Origin of the sequence: Arthrobacter sp. YAF17 (genome assembly GCF_052113365.1) — a bacterium.
Classification (GTDB): Bacteria; Actinomycetota; Actinomycetes; order Actinomycetales; family Micrococcaceae; genus Arthrobacter.
This window is the reverse complement of the sequence record NZ_JBFRDB010000001.1, coordinates 176,201-196,772: the sequence shown is the minus strand read 5'-3', so window position 1 is coordinate 196,772 and position 20,572 is coordinate 176,201. Positions and strand designations below refer to the sequence as shown.

19 protein-coding genes are annotated in these 20,572 nt (G+C 64.6%); 10 read left to right on the top strand and 9 right to left on the bottom strand.

Going from position 1 to position 20,572, the window contains the following annotated elements; translation table 11 throughout:
- Positions 1 to 112: 112 nt before the first annotated feature.
- Positions 113 to 2,641 carry a LuxR C-terminal-related transcriptional regulator gene (locus AB4Y67_RS00955; RefSeq protein ID WP_441403948.1) on the bottom strand — a complete coding sequence of 843 codons (2,529 nt, stop codon included), beginning with the start codon at positions 2,639 to 2,641 and terminating at the stop codon, positions 113 to 115.
- Positions 2,642 to 2,889: 248 nt separating this feature from the next.
- Here AB4Y67_RS00955 and AB4Y67_RS00950 point away from each other — a divergent pair, with 248 nt between their 5' ends.
- The 4 genes from AB4Y67_RS00950 (at position 2,890) to AB4Y67_RS00935 (ending at position 6,016) form a co-directional block, all read left to right on the top strand.
- Positions 2,890 to 3,453 carry a potassium channel family protein gene (locus tag AB4Y67_RS00950; RefSeq protein ID WP_441403947.1) on the top strand — a complete coding sequence of 188 codons (564 nt, stop codon included), beginning with the start codon at positions 2,890 to 2,892 and terminating at the stop codon, positions 3,451 to 3,453.
- A 344-nt stretch (positions 3,454 to 3,797) separates the two neighbouring features.
- Entirely contained in the window at positions 3,798 to 4,226 is a 429-nt protein-coding gene (locus tag AB4Y67_RS00945; RefSeq protein ID WP_441403946.1) for a DUF6325 family protein, read from the top strand.
- 29 nt (positions 4,227 to 4,255) lie between these two features.
- Entirely contained in the window at positions 4,256 to 4,477 is a 222-nt protein-coding gene (locus AB4Y67_RS00940; protein ID WP_441403945.1) for an SHOCT domain-containing protein, read from the top strand.
- A 111-nt stretch (positions 4,478 to 4,588) separates the two neighbouring features.
- Complete coding sequence (locus AB4Y67_RS00935; RefSeq protein ID WP_441403944.1) at positions 4,589 to 6,016, top strand: hypothetical protein; 1,428 nt, start codon at positions 4,589 to 4,591, stop codon at positions 6,014 to 6,016.
- 252 nt (positions 6,017 to 6,268) lie between these two features.
- Here AB4Y67_RS00935 and AB4Y67_RS00930 read toward each other — a convergent pair whose 3' ends face one another.
- From AB4Y67_RS00930 to AB4Y67_RS00920, 3 genes are all read right to left on the bottom strand, one after another.
- Positions 6,269 to 6,748 carry a DUF6325 family protein gene (locus AB4Y67_RS00930; protein ID WP_441403943.1) on the bottom strand — a complete coding sequence of 160 codons (480 nt, stop codon included), beginning with the start codon at positions 6,746 to 6,748 and terminating at the stop codon, positions 6,269 to 6,271.
- A gap of 197 nt (positions 6,749 to 6,945) precedes the next feature.
- The gene (locus tag AB4Y67_RS00925) at positions 6,946 to 7,776 is read right to left on the bottom strand and encodes a class II glutamine amidotransferase (protein WP_441403942.1); all 831 of its coding nucleotides are present in this window, start codon (positions 7,774 to 7,776) and stop codon (positions 6,946 to 6,948) included.
- 99 nt (positions 7,777 to 7,875) lie between these two features.
- Complete coding sequence (locus AB4Y67_RS00920) at positions 7,876 to 8,253, bottom strand: PLDc N-terminal domain-containing protein (RefSeq protein ID WP_441403941.1); 378 nt, start codon at positions 8,251 to 8,253, stop codon at positions 7,876 to 7,878.
- A 528-nt stretch (positions 8,254 to 8,781) separates the two neighbouring features.
- Here AB4Y67_RS00920 and AB4Y67_RS00915 point away from each other — a divergent pair.
- From AB4Y67_RS00915 to AB4Y67_RS00900, 4 genes are all read left to right on the top strand, one after another.
- A complete protein-coding gene (locus AB4Y67_RS00915) occupies positions 8,782 to 9,096 on the top strand; it encodes a hypothetical protein (RefSeq protein ID WP_441403940.1) in 315 nt (104 codons plus the stop codon).
- A gap of 93 nt (positions 9,097 to 9,189) precedes the next feature.
- Positions 9,190 to 9,576, top strand: a complete 387-nt coding sequence (locus AB4Y67_RS00910) for an SHOCT domain-containing protein (RefSeq protein WP_441403939.1) — start codon at positions 9,190 to 9,192, stop codon at positions 9,574 to 9,576.
- Positions 9,577 to 9,660: 84 nt separating this feature from the next.
- On the top strand, positions 9,661 to 10,815 hold the full coding sequence (locus AB4Y67_RS00905; RefSeq protein ID WP_441403938.1) for an AI-2E family transporter: 1,155 nt from the start codon (positions 9,661 to 9,663) through the stop codon (positions 10,813 to 10,815).
- Positions 10,816 to 10,854: 39 nt separating this feature from the next.
- The gene (locus AB4Y67_RS00900; RefSeq protein WP_441403937.1) at positions 10,855 to 11,520 is read left to right on the top strand and encodes a GAP family protein; all 666 of its coding nucleotides are present in this window, start codon (positions 10,855 to 10,857) and stop codon (positions 11,518 to 11,520) included.
- A gap of 54 nt (positions 11,521 to 11,574) precedes the next feature.
- Here the strand turns inward: AB4Y67_RS00900 and AB4Y67_RS00895 are convergent, their stop codons facing one another.
- The 5 genes from AB4Y67_RS00895 to AB4Y67_RS00875 all read right to left on the bottom strand — a co-directional run bounded on the left by AB4Y67_RS00895 (position 11,575) and on the right by AB4Y67_RS00875 (position 18,104).
- Positions 11,575 to 11,961, bottom strand: coding sequence for an SHOCT domain-containing protein (locus AB4Y67_RS00895; RefSeq protein WP_441403936.1), 387 nt, complete (start codon positions 11,959 to 11,961; stop codon positions 11,575 to 11,577).
- A gap of 170 nt (positions 11,962 to 12,131) precedes the next feature.
- Complete coding sequence (locus AB4Y67_RS00890; RefSeq protein ID WP_441403935.1) at positions 12,132 to 13,727, bottom strand: MFS transporter; 1,596 nt, start codon at positions 13,725 to 13,727, stop codon at positions 12,132 to 12,134.
- A 100-nt stretch (positions 13,728 to 13,827) separates the two neighbouring features.
- Entirely contained in the window at positions 13,828 to 15,549 is a 1,722-nt protein-coding gene (locus tag AB4Y67_RS00885) for a SulP family inorganic anion transporter (protein ID WP_441403934.1), read from the bottom strand.
- Between the two features lie 23 nt (positions 15,550 to 15,572).
- Positions 15,573 to 16,706 carry a hypothetical protein gene (locus AB4Y67_RS00880; protein WP_441403933.1) on the bottom strand — a complete coding sequence of 378 codons (1,134 nt, stop codon included), beginning with the start codon at positions 16,704 to 16,706 and terminating at the stop codon, positions 15,573 to 15,575.
- Between the two features lie 447 nt (positions 16,707 to 17,153).
- A complete protein-coding gene (locus AB4Y67_RS00875) occupies positions 17,154 to 18,104 on the bottom strand; it encodes a LysR substrate-binding domain-containing protein (protein WP_441403932.1) in 951 nt (316 codons plus the stop codon).
- A gap of 160 nt (positions 18,105 to 18,264) precedes the next feature.
- Here AB4Y67_RS00875 and AB4Y67_RS00870 point away from each other — a divergent pair, with 160 nt between their 5' ends.
- Both AB4Y67_RS00870 and AB4Y67_RS00865 read left to right on the top strand, forming a co-directional pair.
- Positions 18,265 to 19,566: a glucarate dehydratase family protein gene (locus tag AB4Y67_RS00870; RefSeq protein WP_441403931.1), complete on the top strand. Its 1,302-nt coding sequence runs from the start codon at positions 18,265 to 18,267 to the stop codon at positions 19,564 to 19,566.
- Positions 19,563 to 20,570 (top strand): 2-hydroxyacid dehydrogenase, encoded by a 1,008-nt coding sequence (locus AB4Y67_RS00865; RefSeq protein ID WP_441403930.1) that lies wholly within the window; start codon positions 19,563 to 19,565, stop codon positions 20,568 to 20,570. Before AB4Y67_RS00870 ends, AB4Y67_RS00865 begins: the two co-directional genes overlap by 4 nt.
- The last annotated feature ends 2 nt before the right edge of the window (positions 20,571 to 20,572 follow it).

Genomic DNA, 20,572 nt, shown 5'->3' with positions numbered 1-20,572 from the left:
GCGGCGCCGCTAGCGGACGCGGCTGCGGGTACGACCATTGTTGGCGTCAAACCAGGCCTGGTCCTCATCCGCTGCGGGTGAAATCCTGACGGTCCTCCCCGACCGGTCAAGTTCAGACGATTCCGCGTTCGGCGGCCGTCTTGAGGGCATCGCGCCGACCGGCTGCGCCGAGTTTGCGGTAGATGGACCGCTCATGCGTCTTGACGGTATTGACGGAAATGTACAAGGCATCGGCGATCTCGGCCGCGGTCATCACTGAGCGCATGTAGGCCAGGACTTCACGCTCGCGGTCTGTAAGGGTCCAATAGGAGCGGGTGCGCAGGTGCGGCTGACCTTCAGCGTGGCGTGCCATCCGGGCCGCGATGAACGATTCATGGCTGGTACCCCATACCGCGTGCCGAATCAGCAGGTCCGCCAGTTCGTCCCTCCTCTCGGTGAAGGGGCGCAGGACTGACTGGGGTTCGGCCCGAAAAACCGCGTGTTCTATCCGCTCATGGACTTGGGCCTCATCCCCGGCCTCTTGCGCCAGCAGGGCCTCGGTCAGACTCATACTGGTGTCCAGGTAACGGTTTCGGTGCCGATCAGTCAGCGCCTTAGCGCAGAGCTCGGCGACGCCGGCTTCCCCTCCACGACGCAGGAGTTCTGCCAGGAGCACGTCCACCAAGGGGGCATGCCCGCCCGCCCCCAAAGGGGCGACCATCGTCAACGCGCCATCCAGGTCCCCGTTGGCTTCAGCAATCTTTGCCCTGGCGATGGTGTGGAAATCCGCCCAGGACATTCCATAAAGTCCTTGGTCGTGGACCGCCTCCAAGGCCGCGCTGGATTCGGCAAGATGGGTTTGATCGCCAGTGGCGCAGTCGACCAGGACCTTGTAGACGATGCTGAGGGGGCCGATGGGGAATAACTTGCTGCCAAGGCGCTGGGCCTTTGCGAGATGGGCCCTGGCACCGTTCAACTCGTCTCTCCAGTAGCAGGCGATTCCCCATGCCAGCCAGGCTGCCGCCATTTGATCCTGCGCACCCGGCCCCAACCCGTCAGCCCGCTCAAACGCCTGCGTCGCCAAATCGACCGCCGTCTCAAGGTCGCCGCCTACCGCGAATGCCAGCGCGAGGTCTGCTGTGGAGCCAACTTCCAACACCCCCCACTGGTTGGCCGCGCCTTCGGCCAGCTGGAGAAGTACTCCCGCTTGGTCCCCGATGCGGTGCATCCTGAACTCGGCTTGGGCCAGAAGGAACAGGCCTGACGAGGTGGCGGGACGCACCTCCACGGCCTCGTCGGCACGCGACCGGCCGTCGGCGGCCGGGGTGTGCACATCAGGCCTTGCGCTCGCAGGAAACGGCTGCAAGAGGGCCCGGCACTTGTCGAACTTCCGTCGGCGCACATCATCCAGGACCGAGGTGCGCGACAGCGCACGCTGGGCGAGTTCGGTGGCAGCACCCCCATCACCGTCAAGGGCCCGGCAGACGGAAAGGACAATGAGGATCTCGGGATCTTCGTTCCACGGGGCCGGCATGTCCCGGCACACTTGCTCGAGGGCGTGGGCGCCGCTGCACAGCAAGAACTGGAGCCAGTGCTCTCCGAGAGAAGCGACAGCCTGCTTTGGCGCATTGCCCTGCAGGGCATGGGTCACGCACTCACACACGTCGCTGTCCTGGAAATAGCGCGCCGCTGTCCGGTGGAGGCGTTCGGCGAGAAGCGGGTCCCTCCGCTCCAATATTCGACGGCACTGGGCTGCGAACAGGGGGTGCCAACGGTATGTGGATTCCCCGGCGTGGAGTTCGTACTCTTCAATAAAGAGCCCATCGCGCAGGCATGCCTCGAGCAACATGCCGCCGTCGGGCAGGCCATGAAGCTCGACGGCGAGCCGGCGGCCAAGCCAGTCGCAGGTGGTGGCGCGAAGGACGAAGTCCGCCAGTGGCGAATCCAGCTGGTCAAGGACTTCCTCCGCGATGTAATCAGAGAGTGGTACGTGCACGGGCACGATATCCGCCATCACGCCGGGCACATTGCCCCCTTGAGAGGGCGTGCTGAGACCGGCGTGGACAGCAACCGGCCATCCGCCAGTCAGTTGCCAGAGCGGCCCGGCGTCGAAGTCCGCCTCGTGTCCGAGCAGGGTGGCGAGATCGGCGATTTCGCCCCGTGTGAACGCGAGTTCGGCGGCACCTATCTCGCCAAGGCCTTCGCCGTACCGTAGCCGCTCCAACTGGATCGAGGGATGCCCCCGCCCGGCAAGGACAAGCCGCAGGGCGGGCGGGGCCGAGGAAGCGAGCACACCGACCACTCCGCTGGCCAGTTCCGGCCCGGCCAGATGGAGGTCGTCAATGACTAGGACAATCGGCTCCGTGAGTTGCTCCAGAGCCGTCAGCAGCAGGTCATAGGAAGCAGCGCGGTCCGGGGCGAGGCCCTGGTCAAGCGCCATCAGGACATCATTGCCGGGCAGGGAAACCTGTCCGGCAGCAGCCTGAACCGCCCCGACCACACCGTGAAAGAGCCGTGCCGGCTGGGTATCGAAACGGTCCAGAGACAGCCAGGCGCACTGGAGATCGCTTTTCCGGACCCAATCGCCCAAGAGGGTCGATTTGCCGTAGCCGGCCGGGGCTGCGACCAGCGTCAGCCGGTGAGCATCAGTTGCCGCCGTCAAAGCGTTTTCAAGACGCGGGCGCTCTAGTGGGCCCAAGCCGCGCAGAGGAGGCCGGAATTTGAATTGGGGACCAGAAGCCCACTCGGAATTTTGCGGCTCTCCCACGTAATTGATGGTAGGCAAGTGCAAGGGCGTGCAATAGGGTCCTATGGTCCTAGTCCTTGCACTCCTGCGCAAAACACTTTGGCCATTAAATACCGTTCCCGCAGCCCCCCGCCCGGGAATTTCTGCGCGGGGTAACATCAGTCATGGCCACTAGGAAGGGCAGCCGCAAGCCTCCGGTTTTTGTCCGTCAACTGGACCGGACCACGAGGTGGCACGTCTTTTTGGTCGCAGCGCTCCGGCTCGCTGCGTTCCTCGCACTGCTCGTCCTCCTCTACACCACTGTCCCCATCGGTGGTTTCGACGAGGACAATCCTTCGGCGGCATGGATCCGCCTGCTGGCAATTCTGCTCGTATTCTTAAGCGCTTTGGCGCTGCAATTGCGAATGATCATTGCGGCAGAGGTACCCCAGGTCCGTGCGGCCGAAGCCGTCGTCGAGACGGTCCTGATGTTCCTGTTTCTCTTTGCATTCCTTTACACCTCGATGTCCACCACGGACCCTTTGGCGTTTACCGAGCCCCTGAGCAGGATGGACGCCCTCTACTTCACCACCGTCACGTTCGCCACCGTCGGATTTGGGGACATCACCCCCGTGAGCCAGCTCGCGCGGGCAGTCGTCACAGTACAGATGATTGCCGGCCTGGGTGCACTCGTCCTGGTCGCCAAGGTTGCCTTCTTCGCGGCGGGCCGGCGGCTGAGCCATCCCTGAACCGTGGCCTTGGCCGCGCGGCCCACAATGCACGCTCCCCCGTCTGCGCGGTCCTGCACTTTGGCCACGCGCGGACGCTCACCCGAAAGGGGTGATTATGCTTCGCCGGAACCCTCGGCGCGGACAACTTCCGTGGAAAGGCCCGGGGATGGACGTGCAGGCGCCCGCCACTCCCTCCAAAAACGTGCCTGCGGGGAGGCGCGCAGATCAATGCGCCGACCACCTGTAGTTCCTCCGCCGGACAACAGATCACCCCGGGCGGGTGGGGCCGGGCGGATGGGGCCAGAGAACAATAGGGATTGTCACGACTGAAGGACTGCACGACGCGCGGACAGGAGTTCCAGATGAAAATCGGCCCCTTGGAAGTGATCATCTGTGCGTTTCCGAAACCGGCCATCGACGCAAGCGTGGTCAAGGCGTTCAGCGAAACGGTCAAATCGGGAGCTATTGCACTCGCGGATCTGGTCCTGGTCAGCAGAGATCGGGCAGGCGTTGTGCACGTCCGCGACCTGCACGACGGTCTGCCCGCAGCCTGGTCCGGAATGATCCTTGATTCACGGCCCATGACGCTTCTTAGCGACGCCGACATCTCAATCGCGGCGGAGACAATCGGAAACAGCCAGATGGCGCTGGTCGCCGTCGTGGAACACCGCTGGGCGCACCGATTGTCAGAGGAAGTGCGGCGCTCGGGCGGTGTAACGGCCCTGCAGGCCAGGATCCCCGACGAAGAAGCAGTCCTGGCGCTTGAAGCCGACGGTGTGACAACAATTTGACCGGGACCCACCCACAGAAGGAACCTCTCATGCCATTTGCCAGAGCCGGGAGGCCAGGGCTGCTCGGAACCGTTGCCCGGGCGGCCGCGCGCCAAGGCACTCCGGCCAGGGATGCTCCACCACCGGCTGCTCCCACACCGGGAAGCGGAAGAGAACTCGCGGACCAGCTGTCGCGCCTCGCCGAGTTGCGCAGCGCCGGAATGCTCACCGAGGCCGAATTCACCGCGGCGAAATCCCGGCTACTGATGTGACGCCAGCCCTGCGGCGCCAGGCACCCTAAACCGAACCCAGACGTTGGAGGTGGTTACCGTGAAGCGATCGAGCAATCCAGCCGCTGTTCACACACTGAAGGCCGGACTGCCATGACACTCCACGATGGCGCCAACAGCGCCGGCAGCCCGGAGCAGGCAGAAATCCTCAGGCTGCGCGCCGAAGTTGCCCGCCTTCAGCTCGAAAAGGACCGTGCAAGCGAGGCTGCCCTGAAGCCGCCGGGCCGCGGATCGGGGTTAGCCCGCCGGATTATCGCCGTCGTCCTGGTGGTCCTGACCGCCATTCTGGCCTTCGCCACCGTGCCGGCCCTGTACCTGCGCAGCGAAGTGCTCGACACTGACCGCTACGTGGCCACCGTCGCGCCATTGGCCTCGGATCCTGCCATTCAGGCGGAGATCTCCAACAAGGTCACCACCCAGATCACCGAAGCAGTCGACATCGAAGGCATCACCCGCGACGCGATGACCGAACTGAGCAAAGTCGCACCCCGCGTCGCCGCCGTAATCTCCGGGCTGGCACCAGCCATTGCTGAGCAGACCAAGTCGCTGATCCACACTGCCGTGTCCAGATTCGTCGCCAGTCCGCAGTTCCAGGATCTCTGGACCCAGGTCAACCGGGTAGCGCATCAGGGAATCGTTAACTTGGCTACCGGAAACACGGGCGGAACCGTGACGATCGACGAGAGCGGCACAGTCTCAATCTCCACGAAGGAAATCATCGCCCGGGTGAAGACACTCCTTGTCGAGCAAGGCGTGGACATCGCGGCGAGAATTCCGGAAGTCAACGCACAGATCACGCTGCTCCAGTCCCCCGAACTCGTCAGGGCAACGGATGCCATCAGAACCCTGGACCGGACCGCCCCCATCCTGGCGTGGATGACGGTGCTGAGCGCCATCGGAGCCATCGCGGTGGCGCCACGCGGCTGGAGGCGGCGTACGACGAGCCGTGTCGGGTTGGGGATAGCGATAGCCATGGCTCTCCTGGCCCTCGCGCTCACCATCGGCCTGGACATCTTCCTCGGCTCAATCCCGTCTGCCACCGTCTCCCCCGCGGCGGCCCAAAGCCTCGTGGATACCCTCCTGGTGCCGCTCCGGACCGGCGTGCGGTTTGTCTTCGTTGTAGGTTTGCTGATGGCCATCGCCGCTTTCCTGACCGGCCATTCGCGCCCGGCCGAGTCCGTCCGGCAAGGACTGGCACGGGCCGGCGACTACGTGACCGGCAAGGTGGGGGCCGGGCAGCCCAGGCCTTGGCAGCACTGGTTGGCCCGTTACCGCCGGATCCTGGAGGCCGCCGTCATCGGCGTCGCCATTCTCGTTCTCATCCTCTGGCAGTATCCGACGGCGGCCGTCGCCATCTGGACGGCCGTCCTAGCCGGACTGGCGATCCTCGTGATCGAGTTGCTGTGCCGGCCTGCCGTCGCCGCTGAACATGCCGGAGCGCCTGTGCCGGGCAGCCCGTCCAGTGTGCCTGTGACGGCCGCGCCCCCTGAGGTATCGAATCCGACGCTCCCCCTGCCCTAAGCCGGAAATCACAAGGCACAGGTGCGCATGACCCCATCAGGTCATGCGCACCTGTGCGTGCCGTTAGCCGGCTCGGTTGGTTTCAATCGGATGCGTCAGTCGCGGCGATCGCGGCGGTCGTCGCGGCGGTCACCGCGGTCGTCCCTTCGGTCTTCACGGCGGTCGCCGCGTCGGTTAATCCCGTGGGCGACCACAATGGCCCCGCCTACGGCGGCGGCGGTCCTGCGCCTGCGTCGTGCTGCCAGTGGCATGTCAGGCTCCTTCCCTTATTCCTTCGGGCGTTTGGGCTTCGGCGTCGGCGTCGGCCTGGAAGGCGGCGATGACGGCCTGGGTCGGGATCCGGCCGCTGGCCACGAGTTGGCCGCCGGCCTTGCGGACGGCCGCGCCGAACGGGGCAGCCCACTGGTTCTCCCAGACGAGGACGGCGGCGGAGTGGCCGGGCGCGATCGTCTCGGCCAGGTCCATGACGTCCTGTTCAGAGAGCACCATGGCCAGTTCGGCCTCGGCCATGCGCACCTCGCCGAGCTGGCTCTCGTCGAGGTCGGAGATCTCCGCCGTTTCGAGTGTGCCGTCCTCGGTCTTCCTCAGGAAAACCATGTCGAGGACCCTGATGAGCTCACGCTTGACCAAGTCGTCCAGGAACGGGGCGATCTGGCCTTCACCGAAGTTGGGCCCGGGAAACTCCACGACGAGCCAGTCAACCGGCCCCAGTTCATCCAATGAATCAGCCATGCTGATAACCTCCGTTTTCTGATTGGGTTCAGCGCGGCCCGACGGACCGCCGCATTCCCATCCTGTGCTCCCGGTGCGGCGTGGCGCCTCATCCGCACCGAGTGACCTCATGCACGGGTCTGGTGCTCCACTTCTCCGGCAACGGAAGGCGTTCTGCGGGGGGCCGCCCTCAGGTGATGTCTTTTGCTGCCGCTGCGTTAGGGAGCTGTGGGCGCAAACGGGTACAGTTCCTGACCTCCGCCGTGCACAACGACGCACGTGGCTTCCGGTATCTCCTGCCATGCCCCGCGGAGATCCCCCAGCGGTTCGGACACCACCAACCGCGCATCGTCCGCGAGCTCGTGGAGTATGGGGTTGTCCGGGTACTGGGCGCGGAGCGTTGCGATGTCGGCGCTGTGGAAAAGTGACCGGGAGTTGCGCTCGCTGGAGTAGCGGAACGCCCAGGTGGTGTCGCCGTCGGTAGTTGCTACGGTCATCTGGATCGGATGCTCGATGCCGTGGCGCCGACCGGCGTCTTCGATGAATCCCACCGCCTCAGCGACTGCCGCGCGGGGGTCCCGTTCCAGGCCGAAGGTCAGGGCGAGGTAGAAGAACATTTCCGAGTCGGTTGATCCTTCGATCTCCGGGTAGAGGCTGGGCTCGACGGCCATGGCCAAATCACGCTTCACTTTAGGAAATTCCGCGAGGACCCCGTTGTGCATCCAGAGCCACTGCCCGTGGCGGAACGGGTGGCAGTTCGTCTGCTGAACGGCTGTGCCGGTCGTGGCACGGATATGTGCGAACACGCGGCCGGACGAGGCATGCCCTGCGAGCTCGCGCAGGTTGCGGTCGTGCCAGGCAGGCTCCGTGCTGTGGAACACCCCGGGAACCGGCGCGGCACCGTACCAGCCGACGCCGAACCCGTCACCATTGGTGGTCTCGACTCCCATCTTTGCGTGTTTGCTCTGCATGACGAGGGAGTTGGCGGGTTTGTAGAGGAGGTCATCCAATCGCACGGGCGACCCTGAATACGCTAGCCAACGGCACATGTCGTCTCCTTCAGATCGGGGGCGGATTTCCAGCACGATTCCACCACCGGCAAGAAGCTGGCGCATCACCTCCCGCGGGTGAATCGTCCGCGGCAGCTCCTACTGGCCAAGCACGCGTTGTTTCAGCGCGGCGAACTCCTGGGCCGTCAAGGCGCCGTCGTCCATCAAGGTCTTGGCCTGGGCGATCTGCTCGGCCGGGTTGGTTCCGGCCGTTCGACGGACATAATCGTCAAAATCCTCCTTCGACACATCGTTCCGCGCGGCCTGCCGTAGCGACATGGACTGCCCGAAGGCAATCAAATACGCAAGGCCGCCGAGGACCGGGAGGATTAAGAGGACAAGCACCCAGACTGCCTTGCTCCACCCGGGGCGCGTGGAGTCAGAGAAAATGTCTTTGACGATGAGAAATAGCACCACCAAGTACGAAACATAAAGCAGAAACGAAATCATCAGCCAAAAGAATTCCCAGAATGTCATGCCAGTTCCTTTCAGCCGGAGTGGTTCACGGCCGACCCGCATCGTTATCGAGCGGACGTGGACACGCTATGAGTTTCGGGAATGCCACCGGTTTCAGCAGCTCCTTGGCGCGCATGCCCGCATCTTCCCACAAATGGCCGTGCTCCGGACAGCCCCTGCGACGCGCTAAAGCCGGTCGCCGCGGCCTGCGCTGCGTCCCTCGCATAACGCCGTATCACCCCCGGCGGGTGAGGCGCACCCCCGGATCCGGGCCAACGATGGTCTTATCTGGCGGTGATTGGGCTGCCAGCCGAATGCCCATCCCGGAGGGGGCCTCCCATGTCGATGCCACGACGAGTCCTGGCTTGGTTGTTACCGCTCGGCGCAACCCTCGTGCTGCTGGCAGGCTGCACCACGGCCACGCCGCCGGCGAACACATCCAGTCCAACAGCCAGCACATCAAGCCCAACCGCCAGCACACCAAGCCCAACCGCCAGCACACCAAGCCCGACCGCCAGCACACCAAGCCCGAAGCCAAGCGTCTCGCCCGTGTGCGCAGCCGCCGACGCCTTTGCGGAGGCGCTGACAGGTTTCAAGAACACCCTCAAGCCTGGTGCCACGTTGGAGCAGATCAACTCGGCACTGGATCAGGTGGAGAAGACCTACGACGATCTCCTCAGCACGGCAGGGTCCGCGGCCCAAGCACGGGTGGACGCCGTCAGGTCGGCTGAAGAACAGCTCGCTTCCGCCGTCAACGATATTCCCGACGACGCCACGCTCACCTCAGCCATCGACTCCCTGCGGGACGAGGTGGCAACCGTCCAGGCCGCTTTGAGTGACCTCGCCAGCGAGGTTCGGTGCTAGGTTGCACAATGCTCCAGACCGGCAGTTGACCTCAATCTGAACCGAGGCTGCGTTCACGGACAATGCCACATCAATGGAAAGTAGGGAAACCAAATGAGTTTCTGGGAGAACTTCTGGGACATCTTCTGGTGGTTTTTCGTCGTGTACGCATTCTTCGCCTTCCTGTATGCGTTGTTCATCGTCATTGCCGACCTCTTTCGCGACAAGGATTTGAGCGGCTGGTGGAAGGCCGTCTGGATCGTCCTCCTGGCGTTCCTGCCCTTCCTGACGCTGCTGGTCTACATGGTGGCCCGCGGCAAGGGCCTGGCCCAGCGGTCCATGGAACGGTCCCGCCGGGACCAGGAGGAAGCCGATTCCTATATCCGCAGCGTCGCCAGCGCGAGCCCCACCGAGGAAATCGCCAAAGCCAAGGCCCTCATGGACGCGGGAACCATCACTCCTGAGGAGTTCCAAAGGATCAAAGCCAGGGTCACAAGCTGACCCGGACCGGGGGTGCCACCCGGCCCCTACTCAGCGGGCCGCGGCGTCCCTAGACTGATTCCAAGGCGAACGAAGGAGGGCTCAATGGGCCCGGATCCAGCGGATTCATCTCCACGCCCTGTCCTCCCCCGCTCAGCGATCATCCTGCTCACTTTGGCATGTGCGGCTGTCGTGGCTTTCGGTCTGGCAGCCACGCGAGGGATTTTCACCCCCGTGTTCTTTGCATTCGTTCTTACCCTCTGCGTGCATCCCCTGCGGCGCTGGATGCAGGCAAGAGGAATTTCCCGGGGCATAGCCACAGGAACGACCATTGCAGCGGTCTTCGGTTTGCTGGCCGCATTCGCTGGAGTGCTGGTTGCCTCACTCGCCCAGTTTTCCGCGCTGCTGCCGCAATATGCTCCCCAGATGGCCCAGCTCGGCGCTTACATCGCGGGAATGCTGGAATCTTTAGGTTTCGGCCCCGAGCAAGCCCAGGCGGTTTTGGACGGGTTCACTCCCGGCCGCATCCTCGGCTTCCTCGGCGGCCTCCTGGGCAACGTCGCGGGCTTGGTGGGCAGCCTCGTGATCATCCTGACGATGCTCATCCTCATGGCCGTGGATGGCTCGCGCATACCGGCGCTCCTGACGCAGCTGAACTTCCACCGGCCGGCGCTGGTCTCCGCGTTCAATGGTTTCGGAACCGGCGTGCGCCGTTATATGGTCGCCACTACTATCCTCGGAATCGCCCAGGGGATGTTCAACTGGCTGGTCCTGGTCATCCTGCAGGTTCCCGGCGCCCTGCTCTGGGGGTTGTTGTCCTTCATCTGCAGCTTTATCCCCAACATTGGATACTTCATTGCGATTATCCCGCCACTGTTCCTTGGATTCCTCACCGGTGGCTGGCCGACCGTCTGGGCGATCATCATCATCTACGGCGGGATCAACAGCGTCGTTCAGTCCATCATCCAACCCAAGTATGTGGGCAACGCGGTGTCGCTCAGCGAGACTCTGACATTTGTATCCGTCCTCTTCTGGGCCGTAGTCCTTGGACCTGTTGGCGCCGTCCTCGCCGTCCCCCTGACGCTCTTTGTCCGCGCCCTACTGCTCGATTCAGACCCGTCCATCTCATGGTGGCGGCCGTTGACGGGCGACAAGAAGGACCTCGAACAGCTCCTCAAGGAAGAAGACGCCGCGATCCGCGCCCGCCGCGGACGTCAGCGACCAGGCCGCCCAGACCCCGGCAGCACCCCGAAGGCGTGACATGCCCTCGGGTTCTTGCACTGGCCAGGTGACTTCCAAGTGCTGAGCGTGGTCACCAGCCTGGCACTGTTTGCCCTCGCGGGGGCGATCAGCACCGTGCCCGTGAGCATCACCATCATGATCCTGCTCTCCCCCGCTCCGCGGCGTGGTGCTCTGCCCTTCCTCATCGGCAGTGTTGCCGGATCGATCGTGGTTGTCGGCCTGTCGGCTGTCGGGCTGCAATTCCTGCCCGGCCGGCCGACACTGAGACAGGACGAATTGCTGGCACAGATTGGCCTGGTGGTCGGCGTCTTGCTCATCGGCTACGCCATCTACCTTTTCTGGCACAGAAGCCAGACGGACAGTGCCGTCGTCGGAAAACTCCAAACGAAGTTCCAATCCGCGCGCCCGTGGGAATTCGTGGTCCTGGGCCTTGGCCTGAACCTGCGCCCCAAGGCGATCCTGCTGGCCGTCGCGGCCGGTGCGGTGATCAGCGTGCGGGAACCGACGTTGTTCGTGGGAGCCGTACTGGTCCTCGCCTACGCCGTCGTCACCCAGTCAGCTGTCGTTGTGCCTATCGCCGTATGGCTGCGCTCCCCGGAGCGGGCCGAAGTGCCCCTGACGGCCATCTACGCCTGGATGGAGCGGAACGGACGCATGCTTGCGGCGATCGCAACCCTGGCTATCGGGGTATTCATTGTCGGCTACACGCTCCTGCAGCTTTGAACACGCCAAAAGCGCCCCTGCGATCACAGTCGCCGGGGCGCTCCTGGTCACGTGTCAGACCAGCACGCTGCTCTTGATCTTCTCGAACTCGTCGGGGCTGATGGTGCCGGAGTCCAAGAGAGCCTTGGCTTTGGCAATCTCCTCGGTTGGACTCGCGGTGGCGACTTGGCGGATGTACGCGTCCGAGGCCTCCTGGTCTTTCCGGGCCCGTTCCCCGGCCCGTTCTACCATGCCCTTGCCGCGGGCAATCAGGTACACCAGCACGCTCAAGAAGGGCACAAACGCCAGAAATACGATCCAGATGGCTTTCAACCATCCGTTCAGCTCGTGGTCCCGAAAAATGTCACCGATGATGACGAATAGTGCGTAGAGGAAGGCAATGAATGCGTACACACAAAGGAACCACCAGAATATGTTCCAAAAGTTTTCCCAGAAACTCATGTGGCTCCCTGCTTTCAGTTGATGCGGCTCGAATTGAAACTAAGTGCAGGTCCGGATAATCGCCTGGCTGCCTGACCAGTGGCAGGTAAGAACATCTTCGGCTTCGGGACCGGGTCATTTCCTCATCCGCTGCGGGTGAAATCCCGGATGGGAAATGACCGCTGCACCGTTCAACCCAGGATCGCCCCTTCGCCGGTCCCGGAGGGTTTGGGGTCGGGAAGCCTCTTCATCCGGAAGGACGTGAACAGCCCGGCCAGGCCGGCCAGAAGCGGAACCGCCAAGGCGATCTGGAGGGCCAGTGGCCGCGCTTCCGTGTTGATCCGGATGATTTCGTTCTGGATGTCCTCCGGCTGGCCGGCGAGCTGTTCCTGAAGTTGCGCGTCGCTCATCACCTGGGCGTCTTCTTCCAGTACCGTCGCGACCTGCTGCTGTTGGTCGGGTGCGAGGACCGTGCTGGAATTGGACATGCCGATGAAGATGGTCGAGAGCGATGCGAGCATGATCCCGCCGGCGAACGCGAGCCCGAAGGACAGGCCGAACGATCCTGCGGCCGAGTTCACGCTGGCAGCCTCGCTGACCCGCTCATCCGAGATCGGAGACAAGGTGTAGTTGTTGAGCTGGGACACCAGCAGCCCCAGACCGCATCCTGCAATAACGAGCGGCACCAGAAGCCACCAACCGGAGTCCGCACGCGGCACGATCGGAACCAGAACGAGCAGGCCCACAATCAAGAGCAGGAAGCCCCAAAGGATCAGATTTGCCGGCCTGCGCGCCCCTGCCCGCTTTCCGGCGATCATTGCGACGGCGAACATGGTCAGCGAGAGGGGCGCGATCGACAACCCTGCCTGCATGGCGTTGTATCCGAGCACCATCTGCAGGTAGATGGGAAGCACGATCATGGTTCCGCCGAGGGCGATCTGCTGAAGCATCTGTCCTGTGGCGCCGAAGCGGAAGGCTTTCGACTGGAACAGGTCCGGGTCCACCAGGGTGGCTTTGTCGAGGCGCTTGCGCCTGAGGAGCCAGTAGATCAGGCCCCCCAGTCCGACCGCACCCACCGCCAGAAGGGCGCCCACCGCTTCGCCGCCTTCCTGCCACACCAGGATGCCAAGCACAATGCCGCCCATCCCCACAATGGAGAGGACCGAACCGACCAGGTCCAAGGACCGTGATCCCACAAACGGAACATCGTGAACCAGTTTGATGCCGAACAGCACCACCGCAATGATGACGGCCTCAAGCATAAAGGCGACGCGCCACGACAGGAACGTGGTGATGAACCCGCCGAGCAGGGGCCCCACGGCCGCAGCAATCGCAGCCGAGGCGCCCACCAGGGCATAGACCCGTTTCTGCGCCGCCCCCTCGAAATTTCCGTGGATGAGGGACTGCATGGCGGGCAGCAGGAGCGAGGCTCCGAGACCGCCGATCACCGCCCAGAAAATGATGATGGGGAGGAGGCTCTGAGCCAACGTCATGGCGATGGCACCAATGGCGTAGCAGACAAGGCCAATCACGTACGCGCGTTTGCGCCCGATCAGATCCCCAATTTTGCCGCCGATCAGGATGAAGGCGGCAGAGACCAGCGCCTCAAGGGCGATCGCTGACTGGAGGCCGCTGACTGTCGACCCGATGTCCCTCACCACAGCGGAGATGGAGACGTTCATAATCGATGTGTCGACGACGAGCACGAACATTGCCATCGCCAGCAGCAGTGCGAGCCTGCCGTTGAATGGCTCCGCCTGGGTGCCGCCGCCCTTGGGCGGGTTCATACGTGATCGCCTCCGGGTTTCGTAGGACGTGCTAGCCCAAAGCTAGCCGTCCGTCGGGGCGGGGCAATCATTCCCCGCGGGTGAGCTTCCGGCCAGGCCGCTAACCCGGCTCATCGCCAAGGCCCTTCCCGGCGGCGGCTTGTTCGGCCTGAACGGCCCGGAAGATGTTTCCGTGGATGTTGTCTTCCCCGAGGCGCTCGATCACGCCGTCCCTGGCCAGAGTGGCCCGGACCGTGGGTTTCAGCCGGGCCAAGCGCAGGGTGACGCCGGCCTCCCGGGCGAGGTCCACGATGTCTGCCATCTTCGCGGCGCCCTGGGAGTCGACAAAGTTGATTCCCGCGCAGTCCAGCACAATGCCTGTCAGGTCCGGTGTCGAGTGGATCGTCTCGCGCAGACGGTCCTCCAGCGCGTCCGCGGTGGCGAAGAAGAGGCCGCCGTCGAACCGGATCACAGCCACTCCGGGGATCACTTCGTCGCCGGGGTTCTCATCCACCTCGCGGAAGACCTGTGTGCCCCGTTCCCGTCCCAAGGACGGCATCTCCGGGTGGGTGGCTACACCGACGAGCCAGATGAGCGAGAGCCCGATCCCGATGATGACGCCCGCGAGGACACCGAAAATCAGGGTGCCAACAATGGCCGCGACAGCAATCCAGAAATCAAACCTTTGGACGCGGGCCAGCCGCCGCATCTCCGGCAAGTTCATCATGCCCATCACAACGGCTTCGATGATCAGCGCCGCCAGCACCGGTTTGGGCAGGATCGAGAACAGCGGCGCCAGGAACAGCAGTGTCAGCAGGACAGTGGCACCGGATGTGAGGGAGGCCAGGCCCGTCTTCGCCCCGGAGTGGTCGTTGAGCGAGCTCGCCGAGAGGCTCGTAGAGACCGGCATCCCCTTGAACAATCCCGCGGCCATGTTGGCGAATGACTGGGCAACGGACTCCTGGTTGATGTCGATCTGGTAGCGGTGCTTGGCGGCGAACGCCCGCGCGTCGCCCGCAGTCTGGGAAAAGCCGATCAGGACCAGCGCCACCGCCGCGACCGCAACGGTTCCTGCGTTGTCCCACATCAGCTGCCCGTCCGGGATCTCTGGCGAAGGCAACCCGCTCGGCACGTCACCCACCAACGCCACGCCCTTGGCCCCGAGATCGAACACGGCCGCCGCCAGCAGCCCGCCCACCACCAGGACCAGGGCGCCGGGGACTCTGGGAGCGACCGCCTTCAGCCCGAAGACGACGGCCAGCGCGATGACACCCACCAGCACGGTGGTCTGGTGCGCCTCGCCCAGGGTCCCGAGCCACGACCGGAGTTCCTGGATCGGGTTGGAGCCGGTGACCTCGGTCCCGGTCAGTTTCGGGAGCTCCCCGATGACGACGTCGATCGCCGCGCCGAAGAGGAACCCGGTGACCACGGCCCGCGAGAGGAACTGGGCGATCCAGCCCATCTTCGCGACGGCCAGTAGCAGGAACAGGATGCCGGAGGCCAGGGTGATCCCCGCAACGAACGAGGCCACGTCCTGCTCGCTGGTAATGCCGGCAGCGAGCACGGCGCTCGCGGCCACCGCCGCCAGGCCGGAGCTGGGTCCCATCGAGATCTGCCGGCAGGAGCCGAGGACTCCGTACACGATCGCGCCCGCCGCGGCCGCGTAGAGGCCGTTCTGCAGCGGGATCCCCGCGATACCGGCATAGCCCAGGTTCTTCGGAACGATCAGGGCCGCGACAGTCACCCCGGCGATCAGGTCGCCCCGCAACCAGGCACGGTCGTAGGAACGGAGCTGGCCCACGATAGGCACCACTGCGCGGCGGCTCCGCTGCGATTTCTTCATGCCCAGTCCTACTCGTCGGTTCATCAGGCTTCGCTAGACTGCCCGTCCACTCCGGTGACAGCCGGCTGGCTTGCGCTGTCGGTGCGCTGGACAGGCGGGCGGCCCGGCGGGCTCCCGGCGAGCTGGTCGGCGTCGACGGCGGCCAGGTTTCGGATCAGGACGATCAGCCAGGCAAAGACCAGCGAGGCGGCAATGAGCTCCACCGCGGTGAGGTTGTAATAGGCGAACGGGAAGTACATCAGGACGGCGAAGGCGATGACCGCCAGGAACACCAGCCCCAGCACGTTGAAAGTTGCCGGGATCGAGGGAACCAGCGTGCGCATGCGGACAATCAGGGTTCCGAATACCACCACCATGCCGGACGCTGCCGCCGTGTGCAGCCAGAACTGCTCATCGACCGGGAACAGCCCCACGCAAGCGAGGAGCACTCCGATGAGGATGATGCCGCCTTCCAGCTGGCGCACCCGGCGTCGCGCGGACGCGGTGCCCGCCGTCGCGTCGAGGGTCCTCGTGGCATATCCGGCCAGGGTTGTCACCACGACGCCGGCGACGATCAGCGTGACGTTGAACGCCACCCCGGAGGCGTCCGAGCTCATGCCAAGGGCACTAAGGTTTTCCTGCCACCACTGCGGGTCTTCCGCGGTGAGCATGCTCGTCAGAACCCCGGTGACGAGGAAAACGGCGAGGAGCGCGGCGAGCCGGTAGGCGTTCATAGTGACTGCCGAGAGGTACGCGATGTATGCACTGACCGCTCCGGTGACCCCGACGAGGATCGCTGCTGCCAGCGGGTACAGGACTGCGCCCACGAAGGCCCGCTGGAAGATCGAGAACAGCGCCAGCCAGCCGAGCAGGAAGATGCAGGCATGCGCCAGTGCAAGTGCGGCGACGTCGATGATGTCGCGTGTCCGGCCGCCGCCGATGGCGTGCGGCGCTTCGGGCCCCCGGCCTTGCCGGGATCCGATCACCACCGCTGCAGCACCGAGGACCGCTGTCCCGAGCGCAGCGATGTCCCCCACGGAACCCCGTCCGGACAACGCAACAGGCTCGCGCCCCACCAGCAGGAACGCGATCGCTCCGAGGACGAGAAAGCCTGCACTGCCGATGACGAGCGCCCGCGATTCGGAGGTGACTGCAGCGCGTTTCTTCAGGGCCAACATCGCTCACTCGCTTCCCCGGGGCCGTCACGGCCATGGACTGCCGCCGGCACCGGCAACCTGCCTGCCAGCCACCCAGCGGCACAACAGCCGAGCATTTTCTCCGGTTCCGGCGTAACCCCACGCTATGACTTCCCTGTCCCTGTGCCGTCACCCGGAAAGGATGAACCCTCTGGATTAAACCGTCAGATATCTCTCCCCGTTCGTGCCTGAAAGGTGTTGAATAGTAGAAGGCTCGCGCCCCTGCCGAACGCTGCGAGGCGGTGGGCCGAACACGTTCACTTACCGGGCTTCTGGCCCGGTGTTAGACGGGGCCGGCGACGCTTGAGAGCCCTCTGAGACCGGGGTTCTCTCCCCCAGTCGTCGTCGGCCCCTTGGCCTTCCAGTTTCAGGCCACGGCCGGGCCAGGTATGGGACGTCGCCGAGGCGGCCAGGCCTACGTGGAGGCGTTCAGACCCGCTGGGCACTCACATGCGCGGCCGGGGCGTCCAGTCCTGTGGAGTCAATGAGTTCCAGCATCCGCCTTACTGCAGGATTCGCTGTTTGTTCGTTCCAGGCGAGTTCCAGGTCGACCCGGTTGAGCTCCCGTATCCCGTGGCTTCCACTGATCTCGTGAAACTCCACACCGGGGGGCGACGACGCCATAGCTGAGGCGGGGACGAGGGTCACACCCAGGCCCGCTTGAACGAACGCGAGAAGGGCCGGAATCTGGCTTGCATACTGCGTGATGTTGGCGTGGGCGCCCGCGCTGGCAAACAGCCGCAGCACCAGGTCATGAAAGTACCGGGCCTCCTTCGTCGAGTACATCAGCAGCGGCAGCCGGTCCAGCATGACCAGGGGCAGCGGCGCGTTCATGTCCGGCAGGCTCCCCAGAATCGAACTGCCCGACGGGATCGCGACAACCAGCCGGTCTGTCATGATGGGCCGGGAAACGATCCCTGGCCGGGCGACCACGGGACGGAGCAGCCCGACGTCGACGTTTCCCTTGACCAGCCCGTCCATCTGATCGGTCGATACGAGTTCCCTCAAAACGAACGAGACTCCGGGCATGATCTCCGCGGCTCGCTTGAGCAGTTGGGGCAGGGCGCTCTGGCCGGCGATGGCGGTGTACGCGACCGTTATGGAGCCGGCGTCGCCGGAGGAGACGCGCCGGACATCCAGATCAGTTTTGATGCACAGGTCAAGGATTTGCCTCGCCCTGGGCAGCAGCATCACGCCGGCAGGGGTCAGTTCAACCTTTCTGCTGGTGCGGCCGAAGAGTTGAGTGCCCAACTGCTTCTCCAGCATCTGGATCTGCCGGCTCAAGGGAGGCTGTGTCATGTTCAGTCGGACTGCGGCCGCACCGAAGTGCAGCTCTTCGGCGACGGCCACAAACGCTTCAAGCTGGGGCAAGGAAAACATCAATACCTTTCGTGGATTATTGAGTGCATTCTATGGCTTGGACTTGTATCGGTTGGAACTATTATGTTCGTTCCAGCAGCGGAAGCGGAAGCCACTAGTGGCGGTGACATCGCACGGCACCGGATCGGTCCGCTGACCTACGCCAAAGGAGCACACCGCAGTGAACCCCGTGAATGAGCAGGCAGAACACTTGGACCAGGTCACCATCACGAGCGCCACCATCACGCCCGTGGCCTTCAAGGACCCGCCGTTGCTGAACACCGTGGGGGTACACGAGCCCTACGCCCTCCGGGCCATCGTGGAGGTCCACACGGACTCCGGCATCAGCGGGATCGGCGAGACCTATGGCGACGCCGGCCATCTGGCACGCCTTGGAGCCGCGGCTGCCGCCCTGCCCGGCACGGACGTGTTCAATATCAACGAACTTCGAAGCCGCATCGCCGCGGCACTGCAGCACGACAGTGTGCAGGGCGGGCACGGCATGAGTGGCATGGTGACCGGGTCCAGCACTACCGACCGCGTCCTGTCAGCCTTCGACGTGGCTGCCCTTGACATCCAGGGCAAGCTTTTGGGCCGCCCCATCAGCGATCTTCTCGGCGGCGCTGTCCGCGACGCCGTGCAGTTCAGCGGATACCTGTTCTACAAGTGGGCCGGACACCCCGGCCAGGACGACGACCGCTGGGGTCCCGCGGTAGACCCCGCAGGAATCGTGCGGCAGGCCCGCAAGATGGTGGACGAGTACGGGTTCTCGGCCTTGAAGCTTAAAGGCGGCGTCTTCCCGCCCGAAGAAGAAGTGGCCGCCGTCAAGGCGCTGCGCGCCGAGTTCCCCGGAATGCCGCTCAGGATTGATCCCAACGGGGCCTGGACCGTGGAGACGTCCATCCGGGTGGGCAAAGAACTGAATGGCATCCTGGAGTACCTGGAAGATCCCACCCCGGGCATCGAAGGGATGGCCGCGGTCCGTCGCGAAGTCGGGATGCCGCTGGCGACCAACATGTGTGTGGTGAGTTTCGCTGACGTGGCCCCCGCCGTCGCTGCGGGCGCGGTGGATGTCATCCTCTCGGACCACCATTTCTGGGGAGGCCTCCGGCGGTCACAGTCCCTGGCCGGCATCACCGGGACCTTCGGCCTGGGCCTGTCCATGCACTCGAACTCCCACCTCGGCATCAGCCTCGCCGCGATGGTCCACCTGGCCGCGGCAACGCCCAACCTGGACTATGCCTGCGACACCCACTGGCCGTGGAAGGACCCGGAAGAGGACGTCATCGCTGCCGGGACCTTCGCCTTCAGCAACGGGGCCGTCCAGGTCCCCACGGGACCCGGCTTGGGAATCGAGCTGGACCGTGACGCGTTGGAGCGCCTCCACCGGCAGTATCTGGAATGCGGGCTCACGAGCAGGGACGACACCGGATACATGAAGCGTCTGCACCCGTCCTACGAGCTGCAGAGTCCACGGTGGTGAGCGCACCCGAGTCTTCACGCAAGAGCCTGAGAATCGTGGTCACCGATCCCATCATCAGCCGTTTCGAGGAGCAGCTGCGTCACGACGGCGCGGCGCACCACTGGGACATGGCGGCGGTGTGGCCGGCCGACCGCCAGCTGCAGGCACTGGCGAGTGCCGACGTCGTGGTCTGTTCGTCGTTGAGTCCGGATCAGGCGGCCGCCGCCGGCCGCGTGAAACTCGTGCACGTCACCGGCGCCGGCTACGACAAGATCCCGTTGCGGGACCTCGCACGGGAAGCCGTGGTGGCCAACACGTTCCACCACGCGCGGCCCATTGCCGAACACGTCCTGATGGTCACCTTGATGCTGTCCCGCAACGTCCTGGCCGCTGACCGTGCGGTCCGCGAAGGCAGCTGGCGGACCATCGCCACCGACCCCGCCGTGCCGTTCCATCCGACCCTGGGGGGCATGACCATGGGCCTGGTGGGCATGGGCTCCATCGGCTCCGAGGTGGCGCGGATCGCCGGCCTGCTGGGCATGGACGTGCGGGCTGTCCGCAAGAATCCTGAGGCGCGCGTCGCGGATGGGGTCGCCCTGAGTTGGGTGGGGGGCATCCACCAGCTCCAGGAGCTGCTGGCGGCCTCCGACGTCGTGGTGGTCACCGTGCCACTGGACGCTTCGACGGAGGGAATGATCGGGGCACCGGAACTCGCGGCGATGAAGTCATCTGCCCTCCTTATCAACGTTGCGCGGGGAGCAGTCGTCAATCAACAGGCACTGTTCGATGCCCTGCAGTCACGGAGCATCGCCGGCGCAGGAATCGACGTGTGGTGGGGCACCCCCGCCGACGGTGTGGTGCCCCCGGCGAAACTCCCGTTTGCCGCCTTGGACAACACCGTCCTTACCCCGCACCACTCCGGTCATGCGCGGGTCACGTTCGAACGCCGGGCGGCGGACATCGCTGCCAACATCGGACGGCTGGCGGACGGCCGGCAGCTGCTGAATGCCGTGCCACGGACGTAAGT